The 15,249-nt window shown below is 72.5% G+C and carries 11 protein-coding genes and 1 riboswitch; of the genes, 3 read left to right on the forward strand and 8 right to left on the reverse strand.

Translation table 11 applies throughout. The features are described 5' to 3' along the window. Nucleotides 1-24 precede the first annotated feature (24 nt). Nucleotides 25-1,026, reverse strand: coding sequence for a LacI family DNA-binding transcriptional regulator (locus tag IGA62_RS28865; RefSeq protein WP_145817532.1), 1,002 nt, complete (start codon nucleotides 1,024-1,026; stop codon nucleotides 25-27). Between the two features lie 330 nt (nucleotides 1,027-1,356). Between IGA62_RS28865 and IGA62_RS28870 the strand changes: the two genes are divergently transcribed. The 3 genes from IGA62_RS28870 to IGA62_RS28880 all read left to right on the forward strand — a co-directional run bounded on the left by IGA62_RS28870 (nucleotide 1,357) and on the right by IGA62_RS28880 (nucleotide 9,309). Next, nucleotides 1,357-3,387: a glycosyl hydrolase family 28-related protein gene (locus IGA62_RS28870; RefSeq protein ID WP_145817530.1), complete on the forward strand. Its 2,031-nt coding sequence runs from the start codon at nucleotides 1,357-1,359 to the stop codon at nucleotides 3,385-3,387. A 322-nt stretch (nucleotides 3,388-3,709) separates the two neighbouring features. After that, on the forward strand, nucleotides 3,710-7,075 hold the full coding sequence (locus tag IGA62_RS28875; protein WP_145817529.1) for a CARDB domain-containing protein: 3,366 nt from the start codon (nucleotides 3,710-3,712) through the stop codon (nucleotides 7,073-7,075). 116 nt (nucleotides 7,076-7,191) lie between these two features. Next, on the forward strand, nucleotides 7,192-9,309 hold the full coding sequence (locus tag IGA62_RS28880; RefSeq protein ID WP_190289231.1) for a discoidin domain-containing protein: 2,118 nt from the start codon (nucleotides 7,192-7,194) through the stop codon (nucleotides 9,307-9,309). A gap of 65 nt (nucleotides 9,310-9,374) precedes the next feature. On the opposite strand, the gene IGA62_RS28885 is transcribed toward IGA62_RS28880, so the two are convergent. The 7 genes from IGA62_RS28885 to IGA62_RS28915 form a co-directional block, all read right to left on the reverse strand. Continuing rightward, entirely contained in the window at nucleotides 9,375-10,268 is an 894-nt protein-coding gene (locus IGA62_RS28885; protein WP_232624813.1) for a pentapeptide repeat-containing protein, read from the reverse strand. A 32-nt stretch (nucleotides 10,269-10,300) separates the two neighbouring features. Further along, on the reverse strand, nucleotides 10,301-10,678 hold the full coding sequence (locus IGA62_RS28890) for a hypothetical protein (protein WP_145817525.1): 378 nt from the start codon (nucleotides 10,676-10,678) through the stop codon (nucleotides 10,301-10,303). Then, on the reverse strand, nucleotides 10,675-11,385 hold the full coding sequence (locus IGA62_RS28895) for a (2Fe-2S) ferredoxin domain-containing protein (protein ID WP_145817524.1): 711 nt from the start codon (nucleotides 11,383-11,385) through the stop codon (nucleotides 10,675-10,677). Before IGA62_RS28895 ends, IGA62_RS28890 begins: the two co-directional genes overlap by 4 nt. Beyond that, nucleotides 11,382-12,149, reverse strand: coding sequence for an ABC transporter ATP-binding protein (locus IGA62_RS28900; RefSeq protein ID WP_145817522.1), 768 nt, complete (start codon nucleotides 12,147-12,149; stop codon nucleotides 11,382-11,384). Before IGA62_RS28900 ends, IGA62_RS28895 begins: the two co-directional genes overlap by 4 nt. Next, the gene (locus tag IGA62_RS28905; RefSeq protein ID WP_232624814.1) at nucleotides 12,149-13,141 is read right to left on the reverse strand and encodes an iron chelate uptake ABC transporter family permease subunit; all 993 of its coding nucleotides are present in this window, start codon (nucleotides 13,139-13,141) and stop codon (nucleotides 12,149-12,151) included. Before IGA62_RS28905 ends, IGA62_RS28900 begins: the two co-directional genes overlap by 1 nt. 68 nt (nucleotides 13,142-13,209) lie before the next feature. Continuing rightward, on the reverse strand, nucleotides 13,210-14,223 hold the full coding sequence (locus IGA62_RS30445) for an ABC transporter substrate-binding protein (protein WP_145817517.1): 1,014 nt from the start codon (nucleotides 14,221-14,223) through the stop codon (nucleotides 13,210-13,212). A 29-nt stretch (nucleotides 14,224-14,252) separates the two neighbouring features. Then, nucleotides 14,253-14,433, reverse strand: a riboswitch (cobalamin riboswitch). Nucleotides 14,434-14,479: 46 nt separating this feature from the next. Continuing rightward, the gene (locus tag IGA62_RS28915) at nucleotides 14,480-15,244 is read right to left on the reverse strand and encodes a sugar phosphate isomerase/epimerase family protein (RefSeq protein WP_145821937.1); all 765 of its coding nucleotides are present in this window, start codon (nucleotides 15,242-15,244) and stop codon (nucleotides 14,480-14,482) included. Between the last annotated feature and the right edge of the window lie 5 nt (nucleotides 15,245-15,249).

Here is a 15,249-nt window from a genome sequence, read left to right on the forward strand (position 1 = left end):
AGAGGATGAGCGGAGGGAGCCGGGTCAGCGGCCCGGGGCCGGCGCGGTGGAACCGCGCACCACCAGCTCGGGCTCGAACAGCAGCTCGTCGTGCAGCACGCCGGCTCCCTCGATCTGGGTCACCAGCAGGTCCACCGCGGCCTGCCCCATCGTCTCGATCGGCTGCCGCACGGTGGTCAACGGCGGATCGGTGCAGGTCATGAACGCGGAGTCGTCGAAGCCGACGACCGACACGTCGGTCGGCACCGTACGGCCCAGCCGTCGGGCGGCCCGGATGGCGCCCAGGGCCAGCACGTCGCTGGCGCAGACGATGCCGGTCACCCCACGCTCGACCAGCCGGGTCGCGGCGACCCGCGCACCCTCCATGGAGAAACTGGAGCGCTCGACGCACTCGGTGTCGTCGGCCCAGCCGGCGGCCTGGATCATCGCGTCCAGCTTCCGTCGGGACGGCACGTGACCCTCCGGACCCAGCACCATGCCGATCCGACTGTGCCCGAGCGACCGCAGGTGCCCGTACGCCTGTTCCACCGCGACCGCGTCGTCGGTGGAGACCCGGGGGAAGCCCAGCGCCTCGACCCCGGCGTTGACCAGCACCACCGGCAGTTTCCGGTCGGTCAGCCGCCGGTAGTGGTCGTGCGAGGCGTCGGCCAGCGCGTACGACCCGCCGGCGAAGATGACGCCGGAGACCTGGTGGTCCAGCAGCATCTCGACGTAGTCCGCCTCGGAGATGCCGCCGATGGTCCGGGCGCACAGCGCGGGGGTGTAGCCACGCTGCGCGAGCGACCCGGTGACCACCTCGGCGAGCGCCGGGAAGATCGGGTTCTGCAACTCCGGCAGCACCAGCCCGACCAGTCGCGCCCGCTCCCCCCGCAGCTTGGTCGGGCGCTCGTAGCCCAGCACGTCCAGAGCGGTGAGCACCGCCGTGCGGGTGGACTCGGAGACGCCGCCACGACCGTTGAGCACCCGGCTGACCGTGGCCTCGCTGACGCCGGCCTTCCTCGCCACCTCGGTCAGTCGCTTCGTCACGCCGTGATGGTACTGCACCGGTTCTGCAAGAAATGAGCTGCCCGTTGACGTGTCACGTCAACGCTCGACCGGACACGGACACGCTCCGTGCCGCGCGGGCCGACCCGGCGTGGCCGCCCGCTCTCCGCGACGGGCACCCGCCGTCCGCCGCAGGCCGGGCAAGGGACGCTGCAAACACCGCACAAAGACGTGCTTGAAGATGGACAGCTTATAGAAATAACATCGCCGCAACCATCTCGCCTCGCTTCTGACATCCACCGCGGCACGACGGGGGACTTCCCGCGGCGTCGATGACGGTCGTCGGGTCCTTCAGAAGAACGGATACACGCGATGTCTCGAAGCACCACAGGACGGCCGGGCGGACCGGCACGCTGGCGACCCGTCGGGGTGGCCCTGGCGGCGGTCATGGCCGCCACGGTCACCGGCGGGGCTCCGGTGGCGGCCGCCTCCCCCACGCCTCCCGCCCCGGTGGTCACCCGGGCCGGTCTCGACCCGACACTCGTCGCGGGAAGGGGCGCCGACGTCGGCTTCGTCGAGCAGGAGGCGGAGCACGCCACCACGAACGGCACGCTGATCGGCCCGGACCGCACGGCGTACACGCTGGCCTCGGAAGCCTCCGGCCGCCGGGCGGTCAGCCTGGCACCCGGTCAGTTCGTCGAGTTCACCCTGCCGGCCGACACCAACGCCATCACCGTGCGGTACAGCATCCCGGACGCGCCCACCGGCGGCGGCATCACCGCGCCGCTGGACGTCTCGGTCGGCCGCCGGCCGGTGCGGAGCATGACGCTCACCTCGCAGTACGCCTGGCTGTACAACCAGTACCCGTTCTCCAACGACCCCACCGCCGACCTGCTGCACCCGGACTGGTGGATCACCGAGTGCTCCTGCGTCCCGGCGGCCACCACCCCCACCCCGACGATCACCAAGCCGTTCCGGCCGCACCACTTCTACGACGAGCAGCGCCTGCGCCTCGACCGGACGTACCCGGCGGGCAGCGTGCTGCGGCTCACGGTCCCGGCGCGGAGCAACGCGGCGTGGACGGTCGTCGACCTGGTCGACTCGGAGCTGGTCGGCCCGCCCCGCGTCGTGCCGGTCGCGGCGAACGTGCTGGCCTTCGGGGCGGACCCGACCGGCCGCCGGGACTCCGCCGCCGCCATCGACCGGGCGATCGCCTTCGCCCGCCGGACGAAGCTCAAGGTCTACCTGCCGCCGGGCACGTACCAGGTGAACCGGCACATCGTCGTGGACGACGTCACCATCGTCGGCGCCGGCAACTGGTACACCGTCGTCAAGGGACGCGAGGTCGCGCTCGACGCCCCGGCCCCCGACGGCTCGGTACACACCGGGGTCGGCTTCTACGGCAGACCCGCGTCGGCGGGCGGCAGTCGCAACGTCCACCTGTCCGGCTTCGCGATCGAGGGCGACGTCCGCGAGCGGATCGACACCGACCAGGTCAACGGCGTCGGCGGCGCGATGAGCCACTCCAGCATCGACGGCCTCCACCTGCGCCACACCAAGGTGGGGCTGTGGTTCGACGGGCCGATGACCGACGTGCGGGTCACCAACACCATCATCGTCGACCAGATCGCCGACGGCCTGAACTTCCACACCGGCGTGACGAACTCCGTGGTGCGGAACAACGTCGTCCGCAACACCGGCGACGACGCCCTCGCCATGTGGTCGGAGAAGATCGGCAACGCCGGCAACACCATCGACCGCAACACCGTGCAGTCGCCGGTCCTGGCCAACGGCATCGCCCTCTACGGCGGCACGGACAACACGATCTCGCGCAACCTGATCGCCGACCCGGTCCGCGAGGGCAGCGCCATCCAGGTCGGCTCCCGGTTCGGCGCGGAGCCCTTCACCGGGCACCTGTCGATCCGGGACAACACCACCGTCCGCGCCGGCACCTACGAACTGAACTGGAAGATCGGCCTCGGCGCCATCTGGTTCTACGCCCTGGACCGCAGCATCGACGCCGACATCCAGGTGGTCGGCGACCACTACCTGGACAACACCTACAACGCCGTCATGCTGGTCAGCGAGTGGGCGGTGAAGGACCGGTACGCGATCACGAACGTGCGCTTCTCGGACATCCGGGTCGACGGCACCGGGACCTCCGTGGTGAGCGCCCGGACGGCGGGCTCGGCGTCGTTCGCCAACGTCGACGCGCGGAACGTGGGAGCGGTCGGCGTCAACAACTGCGGCTCCTTCCACTTCACCCCCGCCGGGTCCGAGTTCACCCTGACCGACCTCGGTGGCAACGACGGCGGATGGCTCGCCCCGTGGCAGTTGCCCAACACCATCACCTGCGACGACCGGCCGCCGGCCGTGACGCCACCGCCACCGTCCACCTGGTGACCACCGGTGTCCCCGCCGCCGCGGGCGGTCGTCCGCCACGGCGGCGGGGACACCGCGATCGCCGGCCGCCCACCCGGCCGTTGACGAACCCGCACCACGTCTGAAACATTGAGGGCCATCGCAGTGAAATAAGTCGACGGATGGATGCAATCTCCGTGTCGACCAGTGAAATAAGCGTGGGCTGCGCCGCCGCAGTCCGTGCCGTCGCCCCCCGCAACTCCCCTCCCGGCTCCCGCGCAGCCACCTGACGGCGCGCTGCCCGTTTCCGGGCCGGTCTGTGGCCGCAGCGCCAGGGCCTCCGTCGTTCTCCAGGAAGGACGTCATGAAACGCACAAGACTCGGCCGGCTGCTGGTCAGCGGCTTCCTCGCGGCCGCGATGGTCGCCTCCTCGGCGCTCTCGCCCACCCCGGCGCTCGCGGCGGGCGGGCCCAACCTGTCGGCCGGCCGGCCGGTCACGGCCAGTGGAGCCAACGGCCCCTACGTCGCGTCCCATGTCAACGACGGCAACCAGCACACCTACTGGGAGAGCCCGTCCCACGCGTTCCCGCAGTGGGTGCAGATCGACCTCGGGGGCGGCGTCGAGATCGACCAGGTGAGGCTGAAGCTGCCGCCGTCGACCGACTGGGGCACCCGGACGCAGACCCTCACCGTCCAGGGCAGCGCCGACGGCAGCAGCTTCGGCACCCTCTCCGCGTCGGCCGGGCGGGTGTTCAACCCGGCCTCGGCCAACACCGTCACCATCGACTTCGCCCCGGCCCGGGTGCGGTACGTACGGGTACACGTCACCGGCAACACCGGCTGGCCCGCCGCCCAGGTCGCCGAGTTCGAGATCTACGGCGTGGACGGTGGAGGCGGTGGCCCCGGCGATCCCGGTGGCACGAACCTGGCCGCCGGCAAGCCGATCGAGGCGTCGTCGTCGACGTTCTCCTTCGTCGCGGCCAACGCCAACGACAGCAGCCTCACCTCGTACTGGGAGTCCGCCGGGTTCCCGGCCACCCTCACCGTGAAGCTGGGCGCGGGCGCCGACCTCACCGCCATCGTGATCAAGCTCAACCCGGACCCGGTCTGGGGGCCCAGTACGCAGAACCTCCAGGTCCTCGGCCGCGCCGACCCGGCCACCGGCTTCACCTCGCTGAAGGCCGCCGCCGACTACGCCTTCAACCCGTCGGGCAACCAGAACACGGTGACGATCCCGGTCACCGGTCGGGTGGCCGACCTACAGCTGAAGTTCTTCGGCAACACCGGCGCGCCGGGCGGTCAGGTCGCCGACCTCCAGGTGCGGGGCACCTGGGCGCCGAACCCCGACCTGGTGGTCACCACGGCGACCTGGACCCCGACCGCGCCGAGCGAGGCCACCCCGATCACGCTGTCGGCCACGGTCCGCAACGCGGGCACCGCAGCCGCGGGCGCGACGACGGTGGACTTCAAGCTGGGCGGCACGGTGGTCGGCAGCGCTCCGGTCGGTGCCCTCGCCGCCGGCGCCTCGACCACCGTCACGGCGACCATCGGGACGCAGCCGATGGGCAGCCACCGCGTCTCGGCGGTGGTCGACCCGGCCAACACGGTCGCCGAGCAGAACGACGACAACAACACCTTCACCGCCTCCACCGACCTGGTGGTCACCCAGGCGCCCGGCCCCGACCTCCAGGTCGTGGGCGTCACCTCCAACCCGTCGAACCCGGCCGTCGGCGCGGCGGTCACGTTCGCCGTGGCGGTACGCAACCGTGGGATCACCGGCACCACCGCCACGTCGGTCACCCGGCTCGTGGTGGGCGGCACCACGCTGAACGGCACCACCGCCACGGTGGCCGCCGGTGCCACGGTCAACGTGGCGATGAGCGGTAGCTGGACCGCCACCGCCGGCGGGGCCACCATCACCGCCACCGCCGACGCCACCAACGTCATCGCGGAGACCAGCGAGAGCAACAACTCTTTCACCCGGTCGATCGTGGTGGGCCGGGGCGCGGCGGTGCCGTGGGTCGAGTACGAGGCCGAGGCCGCCCGCTACCAGGGCACCCTGCTCGAGGCCGACCCGCTGCGCACCTTCGGGCACACCAACTTCGCCACCGAGTCCTCCGGGCGCAGGTCGGTGCGGCTGACCAGCACCGGGCAGTTCGTCGAGTTCACCTCGACCAACCCGGCCAACTCGATCGTGGTGCGCAACTCCATCCCGGACGCCCCGAACGGCGGCGGCATCAACGCCACCATCAGCCTCTACGTCAACGACACGTTCGTACGGAAGCTGAACCTCTCGTCGAAGCACAGCTGGCTCTACGGCACCACCGACGACACCGAGTCCCTGACGAACACCCCCCAGGCCGACGCGCGACGGCTGTTCGACGAGTCGCACGCCCTGCTGTCGCAGTCCTACCCGGCCGGTACCAGGTTCAGGCTCCAGCGGGACGCGAGCGACACGGCGTCGTTCTACGTCATCGACGTCGTCGACCTGGAGCAGGTGGCACCGGCGGCCAGCAAGCCGGCCGAGTGCACCTCCATCACGTCCTACGGTGCGGTCCCCAACGACGGGCTCGACGACACGGCCGCCATCCAGCGGGCCGTGACCGACGACCAGAACGGCGTCATCAGCTGCGTCTGGATCCCGGCCGGTCAGTGGCGGCAGGAGCAGAAGATCCTCTCGCCGGACCCGACCCGTGGGCAGTACAACCAGCAGGGCATCAGGAACGTCACCATCCGGGGTGCCGGCATGTGGCACTCCCAGCTTTACACCCAGACCGAGCCGCAGAACGTGGTGGGCAACATCAACCACCCGCACGAGGGCAACGTCGGCTTCGACATCGACGACAACACCCAGATCTCGGACATCGCCATCTTCGGCGCGACGACCAACCGGGCCCACCGGGGCCACGGGCTGAACGGACGGTTCGGCCGGAACACGAAGATCAGCAACGTGTGGATCGAACACGTCAACGTCGGCGCCTGGGTCGGCCGGGACTACTCGGACACCCCCGCGTACTGGAATCCCGGGGACGGTCTCGAGTTCACCGGCATGCGGATCCGCGACACCTACGCCGACGGCATCAACTTCTCCAACGGCACCCGCAACTCGCGGGTGTTCGACTCGTCGTTCCGCACCACCGGTGACGACGCCCTGGCGGTCTGGGCCAACCCCCGGGTCAGGGACGCGGCGGTGGACGTCGCACACGACAACCGCTTCGTCAACAACACCATCCAGCTGCCCTGGCGCGCGAACGGTGTCGCGATCTACGGCGGCTACGGCAACACCATCGAGAACAACCTGATCTCCGACACCATGAACTACCCGGGCATCATGCTGGCGACGGACCACAGCCCGCTGCCCTTCTCGGGTACGACGCTGATCGCCAACAACGCGCTCCACCGGTGCGGCGGCGTCTTCTGGAACGAGGACCAGGAGTTCGGGGCGATCACCCTGTTCGCGGCGAGCACCGACATCACCGGTGTCACCATCCGGGACACCGAGATCCACGACTCGACCTACGACGGCATCCAGTTCAAGACCGGCGGCGGCACCATGCCGAACGTCGCGATCACCAACGTGAAGATCGACAAGTCGAACAACGGTGCCGGCATCCTGGCGATGGCGGGCGCTCGCGGCAACGCCCGACTGACCAACGTCACCATCACCAACTCGGCCGACGGGCACATCGTCACGCAACCCGGCTCGACCTTCGCCATCACCGGCGGCTGAGCCCCCGACCCCCGACGTGGGGTGTCCCCGCTCGCCGACGGTGACACCCCACGTCGGGCCCACCTGCCCGCACGACAAACCTCCGTTCCTCTCAGCCCTCACGAGGAGGGATTGCCATGGGACTCTCCCGTCGCACGCTCATCGGATCCGTGGCGGCCGGCACCGCCCTCGCCGCCGTCTCGCCCCGCGACCTGATGCCGGGAGGCAGCGCGTCGGCCGCCGCGGCCAGCCCGCCGGGCGACGTGGTCGGCAAGATCACCGTCGGCTACCAGGGCTGGTTCAGCTGCCCCGGCGACGGCGCGCCGATCGGCGGATGGTGGCACTGGAGCCGGGACCGCTTCCAGCCACCGTCGCCGGCCAACACCACCATCGTGTCCTGGCCCGACATGCGGGAGTACACGCACGGTTACACCACCGCGTACCCGGCGCTCGGCAACGGCCAGCCGGCGCAGCTCTTCTCCTCCTACGACCAGCAGACCGTCGACACCCACTTCCGCTGGATGCGCGACCACGGCTGCGACACCGCCGCGTTGCAGCGGTTCAACCCGTTCGGTGACGAGGGGCCGACCCGGGACGCGATGACCGTCAAGGTCCGCGACGCCGCCGAACGGCACGGCCGCAAGTTCTACGTCATGTACGACGTCACCGGCTGGACGTCCATGCAGTCCCAGATCAAGGAGGACTGGACGAACCGGATGTCCGCGCACACCGCCTCCCCCGCGTACGCGCGGCAGAACGGCAGGCCGGTGGTGTGCATCTGGGGGTTCGGCTTCAACGACGACGGCCGCCCGTTCGCCCCGGCGCCCTGCCTGGACGTGGTGCAGTGGTTCAAGGCCCGGGGCTGCTACGTCATCGGCGGGGTGCCGACGTACTGGCGGCAGGGCATCAACGACTCCCGGCCCGGGTTCTCCGAGGTGTACCACGCGTTCAACATGATCTCGCCGTGGATGGTCGGGCGCACCGGCACCCTGGAGGGGCTCGACTGGTTCCACACCAACGTCAACACCCCCGACCTGGCGGACTGCGCCGCCCACGGCATCGACTACCAGCCCTGCGTGATGCCGGGCGACCTGTCCGCCGGGCACCGGCGGCACGGCGACTTCTACTGGCGGCACCTCTACAACATGATCCGGCTCGGCTCGCAGGGTCTCTACGTCTCGATGTTCGACGAGTACAACGAGGGCAACCAGATCGCCAAGACCACCGAGACGCAGGCGACCACGCCGGCCGGCGTCGGCATCCGGTCCCTCGACGAGGACGGCACCTTCTGCTCGGCCGACTACTACCTGCGGATCACCGCCGACGGTGGCCGGATGCTCAAGGGCCAGCTCGCCCTCACCCCGGTCCGGCCGACCCCGCCCGTGGTGGGCACGCCACCACCGCCCGGGGGCAACCTCGCCGCCGGTCGCCCGACCAGCGCCAGCAGCCAGAACGGCGCGTTCACCGCCGGCAACGCGGTCGACGGCGACCGGTTCAGCTACTGGGAGTCCACCAACGGCGTCCTCCCCCAGTGGTGGCAGGTCGACCTCGGCACGGCCCACCCGGTGTCCCGGCTCGTCCTCGCCCTGCCGAACGGCTGGGAGGCCCGGACCCAGACCGTGTCGGTGCAGGGCAGCGCCGACGGCACGACCTTCACCACGCTCGCCGCGCCGACCGGGGTCCGGTTCGACCCGGCCACCGGCAACACCGCCACCGTCACCGTGCCCACCACCACCGCCCGGTACGTCCGGGTGACCGTCACCGGCAACACCGGGTGGCCGTCGGCGCAGCTCGCCCAGGTCGAGGTGTACGCGACCACGAGCACGCCACCCCCCACCACCGACCTGGCCCGGGGTCGGCCGACCGCGACGAGCAGCCACACCCAGGGGTACGTCGGCGGGCACGTCGTCGACGGTGACGCCCACAGCTACTGGGAGAGCGTCGGTGGCGCGTTCCCGCAGTGGGTGCAGGTCGACCTCGGCACCGCCACGTCGATCGGCCGGCTGGTGCTCGGTCTGCCGCCCTCGGCGGCCTGGACGACGCGGACCCAGACCCTGGCCGTCCAGGCCAGCACCGACGGCACCACCTGGCGCACGATCGTCGCCCCGGCCGGTCGGGTCTTCGACCCCGCCACCGGCAACCAGGTGGGCGTCACCTTCGCCACGACCACGACGCGGTACGTCCGGATCCAGGTCACCGGCAACACCGGGTGGCCCGCCGGGCAGCTCTCCCGACTCGAGGTGTACGCCGCCTGACCGGTCACGGGCTCGCTGCCGGTGGTCCCGCGCCAGGCCCGGAGCACCACCGGCCCACCCCGTCGTCAGCCGCGCCGGCCCCGTCGGCGCACCGGGTCGCCGCGCCCGCCGTCGGGGCGGCGGGCGATGGTGACCGGGGTCGGCGACCAGTGCGCCGGACGGCCGAGCGACGCCGGCACCGCCGTCCGGGCGTCCCCCCGGGCGGCGTCGAGCTGGGCCCGGGTGACGAAGATGCTGCCGGCCAGGTCGGCACCGCGCAGGTCGGCGCCGCGCAGGTCAGCACCGGTCAGATCGGCCAGGTGCAGGTCGACGCCCCGCAGGTCCGCGCCGATGAGGTACGCCCCCCGCAGGTTGGCCGCCCGCAGGTCGGCCCGGCGCAGGTCCGCCCCGACCAGGTCCGCGCCCCGGTGGTCGCGGCCCGGTCCGCCGCCCCGGGCGCGTACCCGTGTGCTGACCTGGGACAGCACCGGATTGACCTCGCCGCGCAGGGCGTCCACGTCGACCGCGCGCAGCTCGTCCGGGCCGAGCCGGGTGTGGGCGGCGAGCCGCTCCCCCACCTGCCGCAGTTCGGTGTCGAGCGGGTCGCCGGGACGCAGGGCGACCGCCTCGGTGACGTACCAGAGCAGCTCGTGCAGGGCACGCAGGACCGGGAAGACGGCCCGCACCGGGGCGGCCAGTTCGGGATGGGTACGCCAGTCCCGACCGCCGAAGGTGACCTGGGCGAGTTGCTGTCCCGCACCGAAGCAGTCGAAGACCGTACAGCCGGGGAAGCCCCGCTCCCGCAGCCGGTCGTGGATGCCGCAGCGGAAGTCGTCGGCCAGGTTCGGGCAGGGTGTACCGGCGGGCTTGTCGACGGCGAAGTCGGCGGACGCGGCGAACGCCGGTACGTAGCAGCAGAGGCCGAAGCACCGCGCGCAGTCCGCCCGCAGGTCCGCCGTACGGGGCAGGTCGGTGGGCACGGGAGCCAAGCCTAGTGCCGTGGCCCGCCGGCTCAGCGGCGACGGCCGCCCGGTTCGGGCAACCCGGGCGCGACCACCGACAGTTCGAGGGCGGCGGAGAGCGGAGCCACCCCCGGACCGCCGGCCCGGACCCAGTCGGTGATGTCGTCGACCACCGCGTCGTCGACGACCAGCCCGAACCAGACCGGCCGCGCGCCGGCCCGGCGTGCCCGGGGAGCCGGGTGCACGACGATCAGGTTGGACTGCGTACACAGGTCGAGGCAGGTGCTGACCCGCAGCCGGTGCGGTGCCGGGAGGCCGGCGCGCAGGCGGCGCAGCTGCGCGTCGTGGTCGACCGAGGGGTGCTTGCGGGCGCTGCCGCAGCAGCAGTCCCGGCACACGGTGACCAGACAGCCGGACGGGTCGGTCATGGTCGGCTCCTCGGTCGCTGGCCGTCGACGGGCTGTCCCCGCCGCAGGTGTTCGTCGACGATCCGCCCGGCGAGTTCCGGGTCCACGTGCTCGTACCAGATGTCGTCGGGGTGGACCACGACGAGCGGACCGAGGTTGCAGGGGAAGAGGCAGCCCGTCGGGGTGACGAGCGCGTCGTCGTCGCCCAGACCGTGCTGGCCGAGCCTCCGGGTGAGGTGGTCGGCGACCTGGTTCGCCCCGTAGGCGGTGCAGCGTGGCCCCCGGCAGACCAGGACGTGGTGGCGGTGCGGGGTGAGGCGTGACCAGGCGGGGCTGCGGAACGGGCCGGGACTGCCGGCCAGCGGGTGGCGCGGGCCGGTGACCGCGTGCGTGATCGCGGTGACCAGTGCGGGTTGGTCGGCCAGGGGTCCGGTGACCGAGACCCGGGGCGGCCGCGCGTGACCGGTCGCCCAGTGCGCGTGCGCCCGGCGGATCCAGGTGTCCAGGTACCGGTCGGGTGGCAGGTGCGTCGGGACGAGCAGGACCTCGTCGGCACCGGCGGCGACGGCGTCGTCGAGCGCGGCGTGCAGCGACGGCGCGGCACCGTCGAGGAAGCACGCCGACACCGGGACGTCCAGCGCCTCGGCCACGTCGACGGCGAGCCGGCGCACGGTGTCCTGCCCGCCGACGTGGGTGACCGCGCGGGCCACCAGCAGCACGTGGGTCATGACACGGGCGGATGGTAGGTGATGGTGGGGCGTCCGGTGACCGGATGCGTCGCGACGTCGGCGTGGACGCCGTAGACGTCACTGAGCAGTCGCGGGGTGAGGACGTCGGTGGGTGCGCCGGTGGCGACGACCCGACCGCCGGCCAGCACCACCACGGTGTCGCAGAACATGGCGGCGAGGTTGAGGTCGTGCAGTGCGGCGAGGGTGGTGATGCCGGCACGGCGGACCAGGTGCAGCAGGTGCAGCTGGTGGCCGATGTCCAGGTGGTTGGTGGGCTCGTCGAGCAGCAGCAGGCGCGGTCGCTGCGCCAGCGCGCGGGCCAGTTGCGCCCGCTGCCGTTCACCGCCGGAGAGCGTGTGCCAGCGACGGTCCGCGTACCCGTCCAGGTCGACCCGGGCCAGCGCCTCGGTCGCGACCTCCCGGTCGGCGACGGTGTCCGACCACCAGGAACGGCGGTGCGGGATACGGCCCAGCAGCACCACCTCGGCGACGGTGAGGTCGAGGTCGGTGTCGGCGTGCTGGGCGAGCAGCGCGGCCCGACGGGCCAGCGTGGAGCGGGAGAGGCTGGCGAGGTCGTCGCCGTCGACGGTGACCCGGCCCTGGTCGGCGCGGGTGAGCCGGGCGACGATCCGCAGCAGGGTGGTCTTGCCGCAGCCGTTGGGCCCGAGCAGCCCGACGAGACTGCCCGTCGGCACCGCGCAGGTCACCTCGTCGAGGATCCGCCGGGCCGCCACGGACCAGGACACGCCGGTGACGTCGAGCATCAGTCCCGTGCCCTCCGCCGGTGCAGCAGCACCACGAAGGCGGGCACGCCGAGCAGCGCGGTCAGCACGCCGACCGGCAGCTCCCGGGGCTCGAACAGGGTCCGCGCGGCGGTGTCCACCCAGACCACGAAGATCGCGCCGGCCGGGACGACGGCGGGCAGCAGCCGCCGGTGGTCCGCCCCGGTGAGGAAGCGGACGGCGTGCGGCAGGATCAACCCGACGAAGCCGATCGCGCCGCTGATCGCCACGAGGACGGCGGTGAGCAGCGCGGTGGCGACCAGCAGCAGCCAGCGGACCCGGCCGACCGGGACGCCGAGGGCCGCGGCGGCGTCCTCGCCGAAGGCGAACGCGTTGAGCCGGCGGGCGTGCGCCGCCACCAGGGCGAGCACGGCGGCCAGCACCGGTGTGGCCCAGGCCAGCGCGGTCCAGTCGACCCGGGCCAGTGAGCCGGAGAGCCAGAAGGTGATGCTCTGGGTGGCGTGCGGGTCGGCGACCCAGATGATGACGAAGGAGGTCGCCGCGGCGCAGAGCTGCGCGACGGCCACCCCGGCGAGCACCACCCGGGTGGGTTCGAGGGCACCCCGCCGCCCGGCCACGGCGATCACGACGACGAACGCGGCGAGCGCACCGGCGAGGGCGCCCCCGGTCAGCGCGGCGACGCCGCTGCCGAGACCGACGACCAGGACCGCGACCGCGCCCAGCGACGCCCCGGAGGAGACGCCGAGCAGGTACGGGTCGGCCAGCGGGTTACGGGTGACGGTCTGCATCACCGCGCCGACCGCCGCCAGCCCCGCCCCGACCAGAGCCGCGCCGAGCACCCGGGGCAGCCGTAGCCGCCAGACGATGTGCTCGCGCAGCACCGGCAGGTCGGAGTCGAGCAGCCCCAGCCGGTCGGCCACGACGGTCCACACCGTCCGTATCGAGATGTCGGCGGGCCCGATGGTGACCGCCGCCCCGATCGACGCCACCAGGGCGGCCAGCAGCACGGGCACGAGCAACGCCGGGCCGGCGGGCCGGGCCGGCCGGAGGGCGGCCGGGGTGGGCGGCGCGGTCGCGGTGGTCAGCGCCCGGTCCCGTCGGGGAGCCGGACGACGCCCTCGGCGAGCGCCTCGACGCCGCGCACGACGCGCACCCCGGCGGAGGTGGCGGAGAAGGGGATGACGACGAAGCGCTGCCCGGTCACCGCCCTGAGGTGCCGCAGCGTGGGGTGGCCGGTCAGGAACGCCTTCTTCGCGGCGGCCGTGTCCCATGCCGCGTCGACCAGCACGATCACGTCGGGATCGCGTTCGGCGACGGTCTCCCAGCCGCTGTCGGCCCAGGCGCCGGTCAGGTCGGCGAACGCGTTGCCGACCCCGACCGAGGACATGATGAGGCCGGGAGTGCCGCAGCAGGCGCCCACACCCGGCGCGTCGGTCCCTTCGTCCCACCAGAGCAGGGAGAGATCACCGGCACCGTCGACCCGACCGGCGGCCGTGGCGATCCGGGTCCGCTGGTCGGCGATGAGCTTCTCGGCGCGGTCGGGTACGCCGAAGATGGCCGCGACGTCCCGGATCTCACCGAACACGTGGTCGATGGTCAGCTTCGCGGGTCGGTGCGGCGCGGGACAGCCGGCCGGGGAGAGGTACGTGCCGATGCCGAGCCTCGCCAGCTCGGTCCGGTCACCGGCGCCCTCGTCGCCGAAGGCACTGTGGAAGGAGCCGTAGACGAAGTCGGGCTCGGCCTCGAGCAGCTTCTCCTTCGCGGGGTACTTCTCGGCCAGCACCGGCACCGAGGCGTACGGGGCGGCGTACTCCGGCAGGATGGCGTCGTCCAGGTAGGCCGTGCCGGCCATCCGGTCCGCCAGCCCGAGGGCCAGCATGATCTCGGTGGCCGGCTGGTTCATGGTCACCGCCCGCCGGGGCGGCGCGGCCACCCGGACCGGCGTGCCGCAGTTGGTCATCTCGACCGCGGCGGCCGACTCCGGGGCAGCCGGGGTGGAGTCGTCCCCGGTGCCGCAGCCGCCGAGGAGGACGATGAGGACGGTCAGCGGCGCGGCGACGCGCCGGGACAGGGTGGACAGAGCGCGCTCGCGCATCGGGATTGCCTTCCAGCACCTCGTGGACGGGTCGTCACAGTGCCGTGGCCGGTCTCCTGGCTGACGGGAGGTGCGTCCGTGGCCGGCCTTCCCAGGCGCGTACGCCCAGTGACCTCATTTTCGACGAGGGCCGCGGACTCCCGATCACAGTGGCGAGGGCCGCACCGGTACTTCACCGGTTTCCCGTGCACCACGGCAGCGTCACCCTAGCCGCTGCCGCGCGCGGGTGTCATGGTGACGAAGACCACCCGCGTGGTCAGAGCACGTGTCGCAGGTAGCCCTCCACCGAGGCGGCCAGCACCTCCCGGCCGGGCCGGGCCCAGACGTCGCCGTGGAAGACCTCCACCTCGATCGGTCCGGTGTAGCCGGTGGTGTCCACCGCGCTCCGGAGCCCGCGCAGGTCGATGCAGCCCTCGCCGGGCAGGCCCCGACCGAGCAGCACCCCCTCGGGCAGCGGGGTGATCCAGTCGCAGACCTGGAAGGCCGCGATCCGCTCCCCGGCGCGGGCGATCTGCTGGTGGACCGTGTCGTCCCACCACACGTGGTAGGCGTCGACCACCACGCCGACGGCCTCCGTTTCGAACCGCTCGGCGATGTCGAGGGCCTGCCCGAGGGTGGAGATCACGCACCGGTCGGAGCAGAACATCGGGTGCAGCGGCTCGATGGCCAGCCGCACCCCGGCCGCCGTGGCGTGCGGCGCCAGCTCGGCGATGGCGTCGGCGACCCGCTGCCGGGCCCCGTCGAGGTCCCGGCTGCCGGCGGGCAGGCCGCCGGAGACCAGCACCAGCACCGGGCAGTCGAGGGTGGCGGCCTCCTCGATGGCCCGCAGGTTCTCCGCCCGCCAGTCGTCGGCGGTGAAGAAGCCGCCCCGGCAGAGTGAGGTGACGGTGAGCCCGGCGGCGCGGACCAGCCGGGCTGCCCGCTCGACGCCGTACGCCCCGACCGGCTCGCGCCACAGCCCGATGCCCGGCACGCCCGCGTCGGCGCAGGCCGCGACGGCCTCCTCCAACGGCCAGTTCATCGAGG

Origin of the sequence: Micromonospora sagamiensis (assembly GCF_014680085.1) — a bacterium.
In the GTDB taxonomy this organism is placed as follows: domain Bacteria; phylum Actinomycetota; class Actinomycetes; order Mycobacteriales; family Micromonosporaceae; genus Micromonospora; species Micromonospora inyonensis.

Coding starts and splice junctions, on each gene's coding strand:
- IGA62_RS28870 (WP_145817530.1), top strand. CDS start 1,357: ATGTCTCGAAGCACCACAGGACGGCCGGGCGGACCGGCACGCTGGCGA.
- IGA62_RS28875 (WP_145817529.1), top strand. CDS start 3,710: ATGAAACGCACAAGACTCGGCCGGCTGCTGGTCAGCGGCTTCCTCGCG.
- IGA62_RS28880 (WP_190289231.1), top strand. CDS start 7,192: ATGGGACTCTCCCGTCGCACGCTCATCGGATCCGTGGCGGCCGGCACC.
- IGA62_RS28890 (WP_145817525.1), bottom strand. CDS start 10,678: ATGACCGACCCGTCCGGCTGTCTGGTCACCGTGTGCCGGGACTGCTGC.
- IGA62_RS28895 (WP_145817524.1), bottom strand. CDS start 11,385: ATGACCCACGTGCTGCTGGTGGCCCGCGCGGTCACCCACGTCGGCGGG.
- IGA62_RS28900 (WP_145817522.1), bottom strand. CDS start 12,149: ATGCTCGACGTCACCGGCGTGTCCTGGTCCGTGGCGGCCCGGCGGATC.
- IGA62_RS30445 (WP_145817517.1), bottom strand. CDS start 14,223: ATGCGCGAGCGCGCTCTGTCCACCCTGTCCCGGCGCGTCGCCGCGCCG.
- IGA62_RS28915 (WP_145821937.1), bottom strand. CDS start 15,244: ATGAACTGGCCGTTGGAGGAGGCCGTCGCGGCCTGCGCCGACGCGGGC.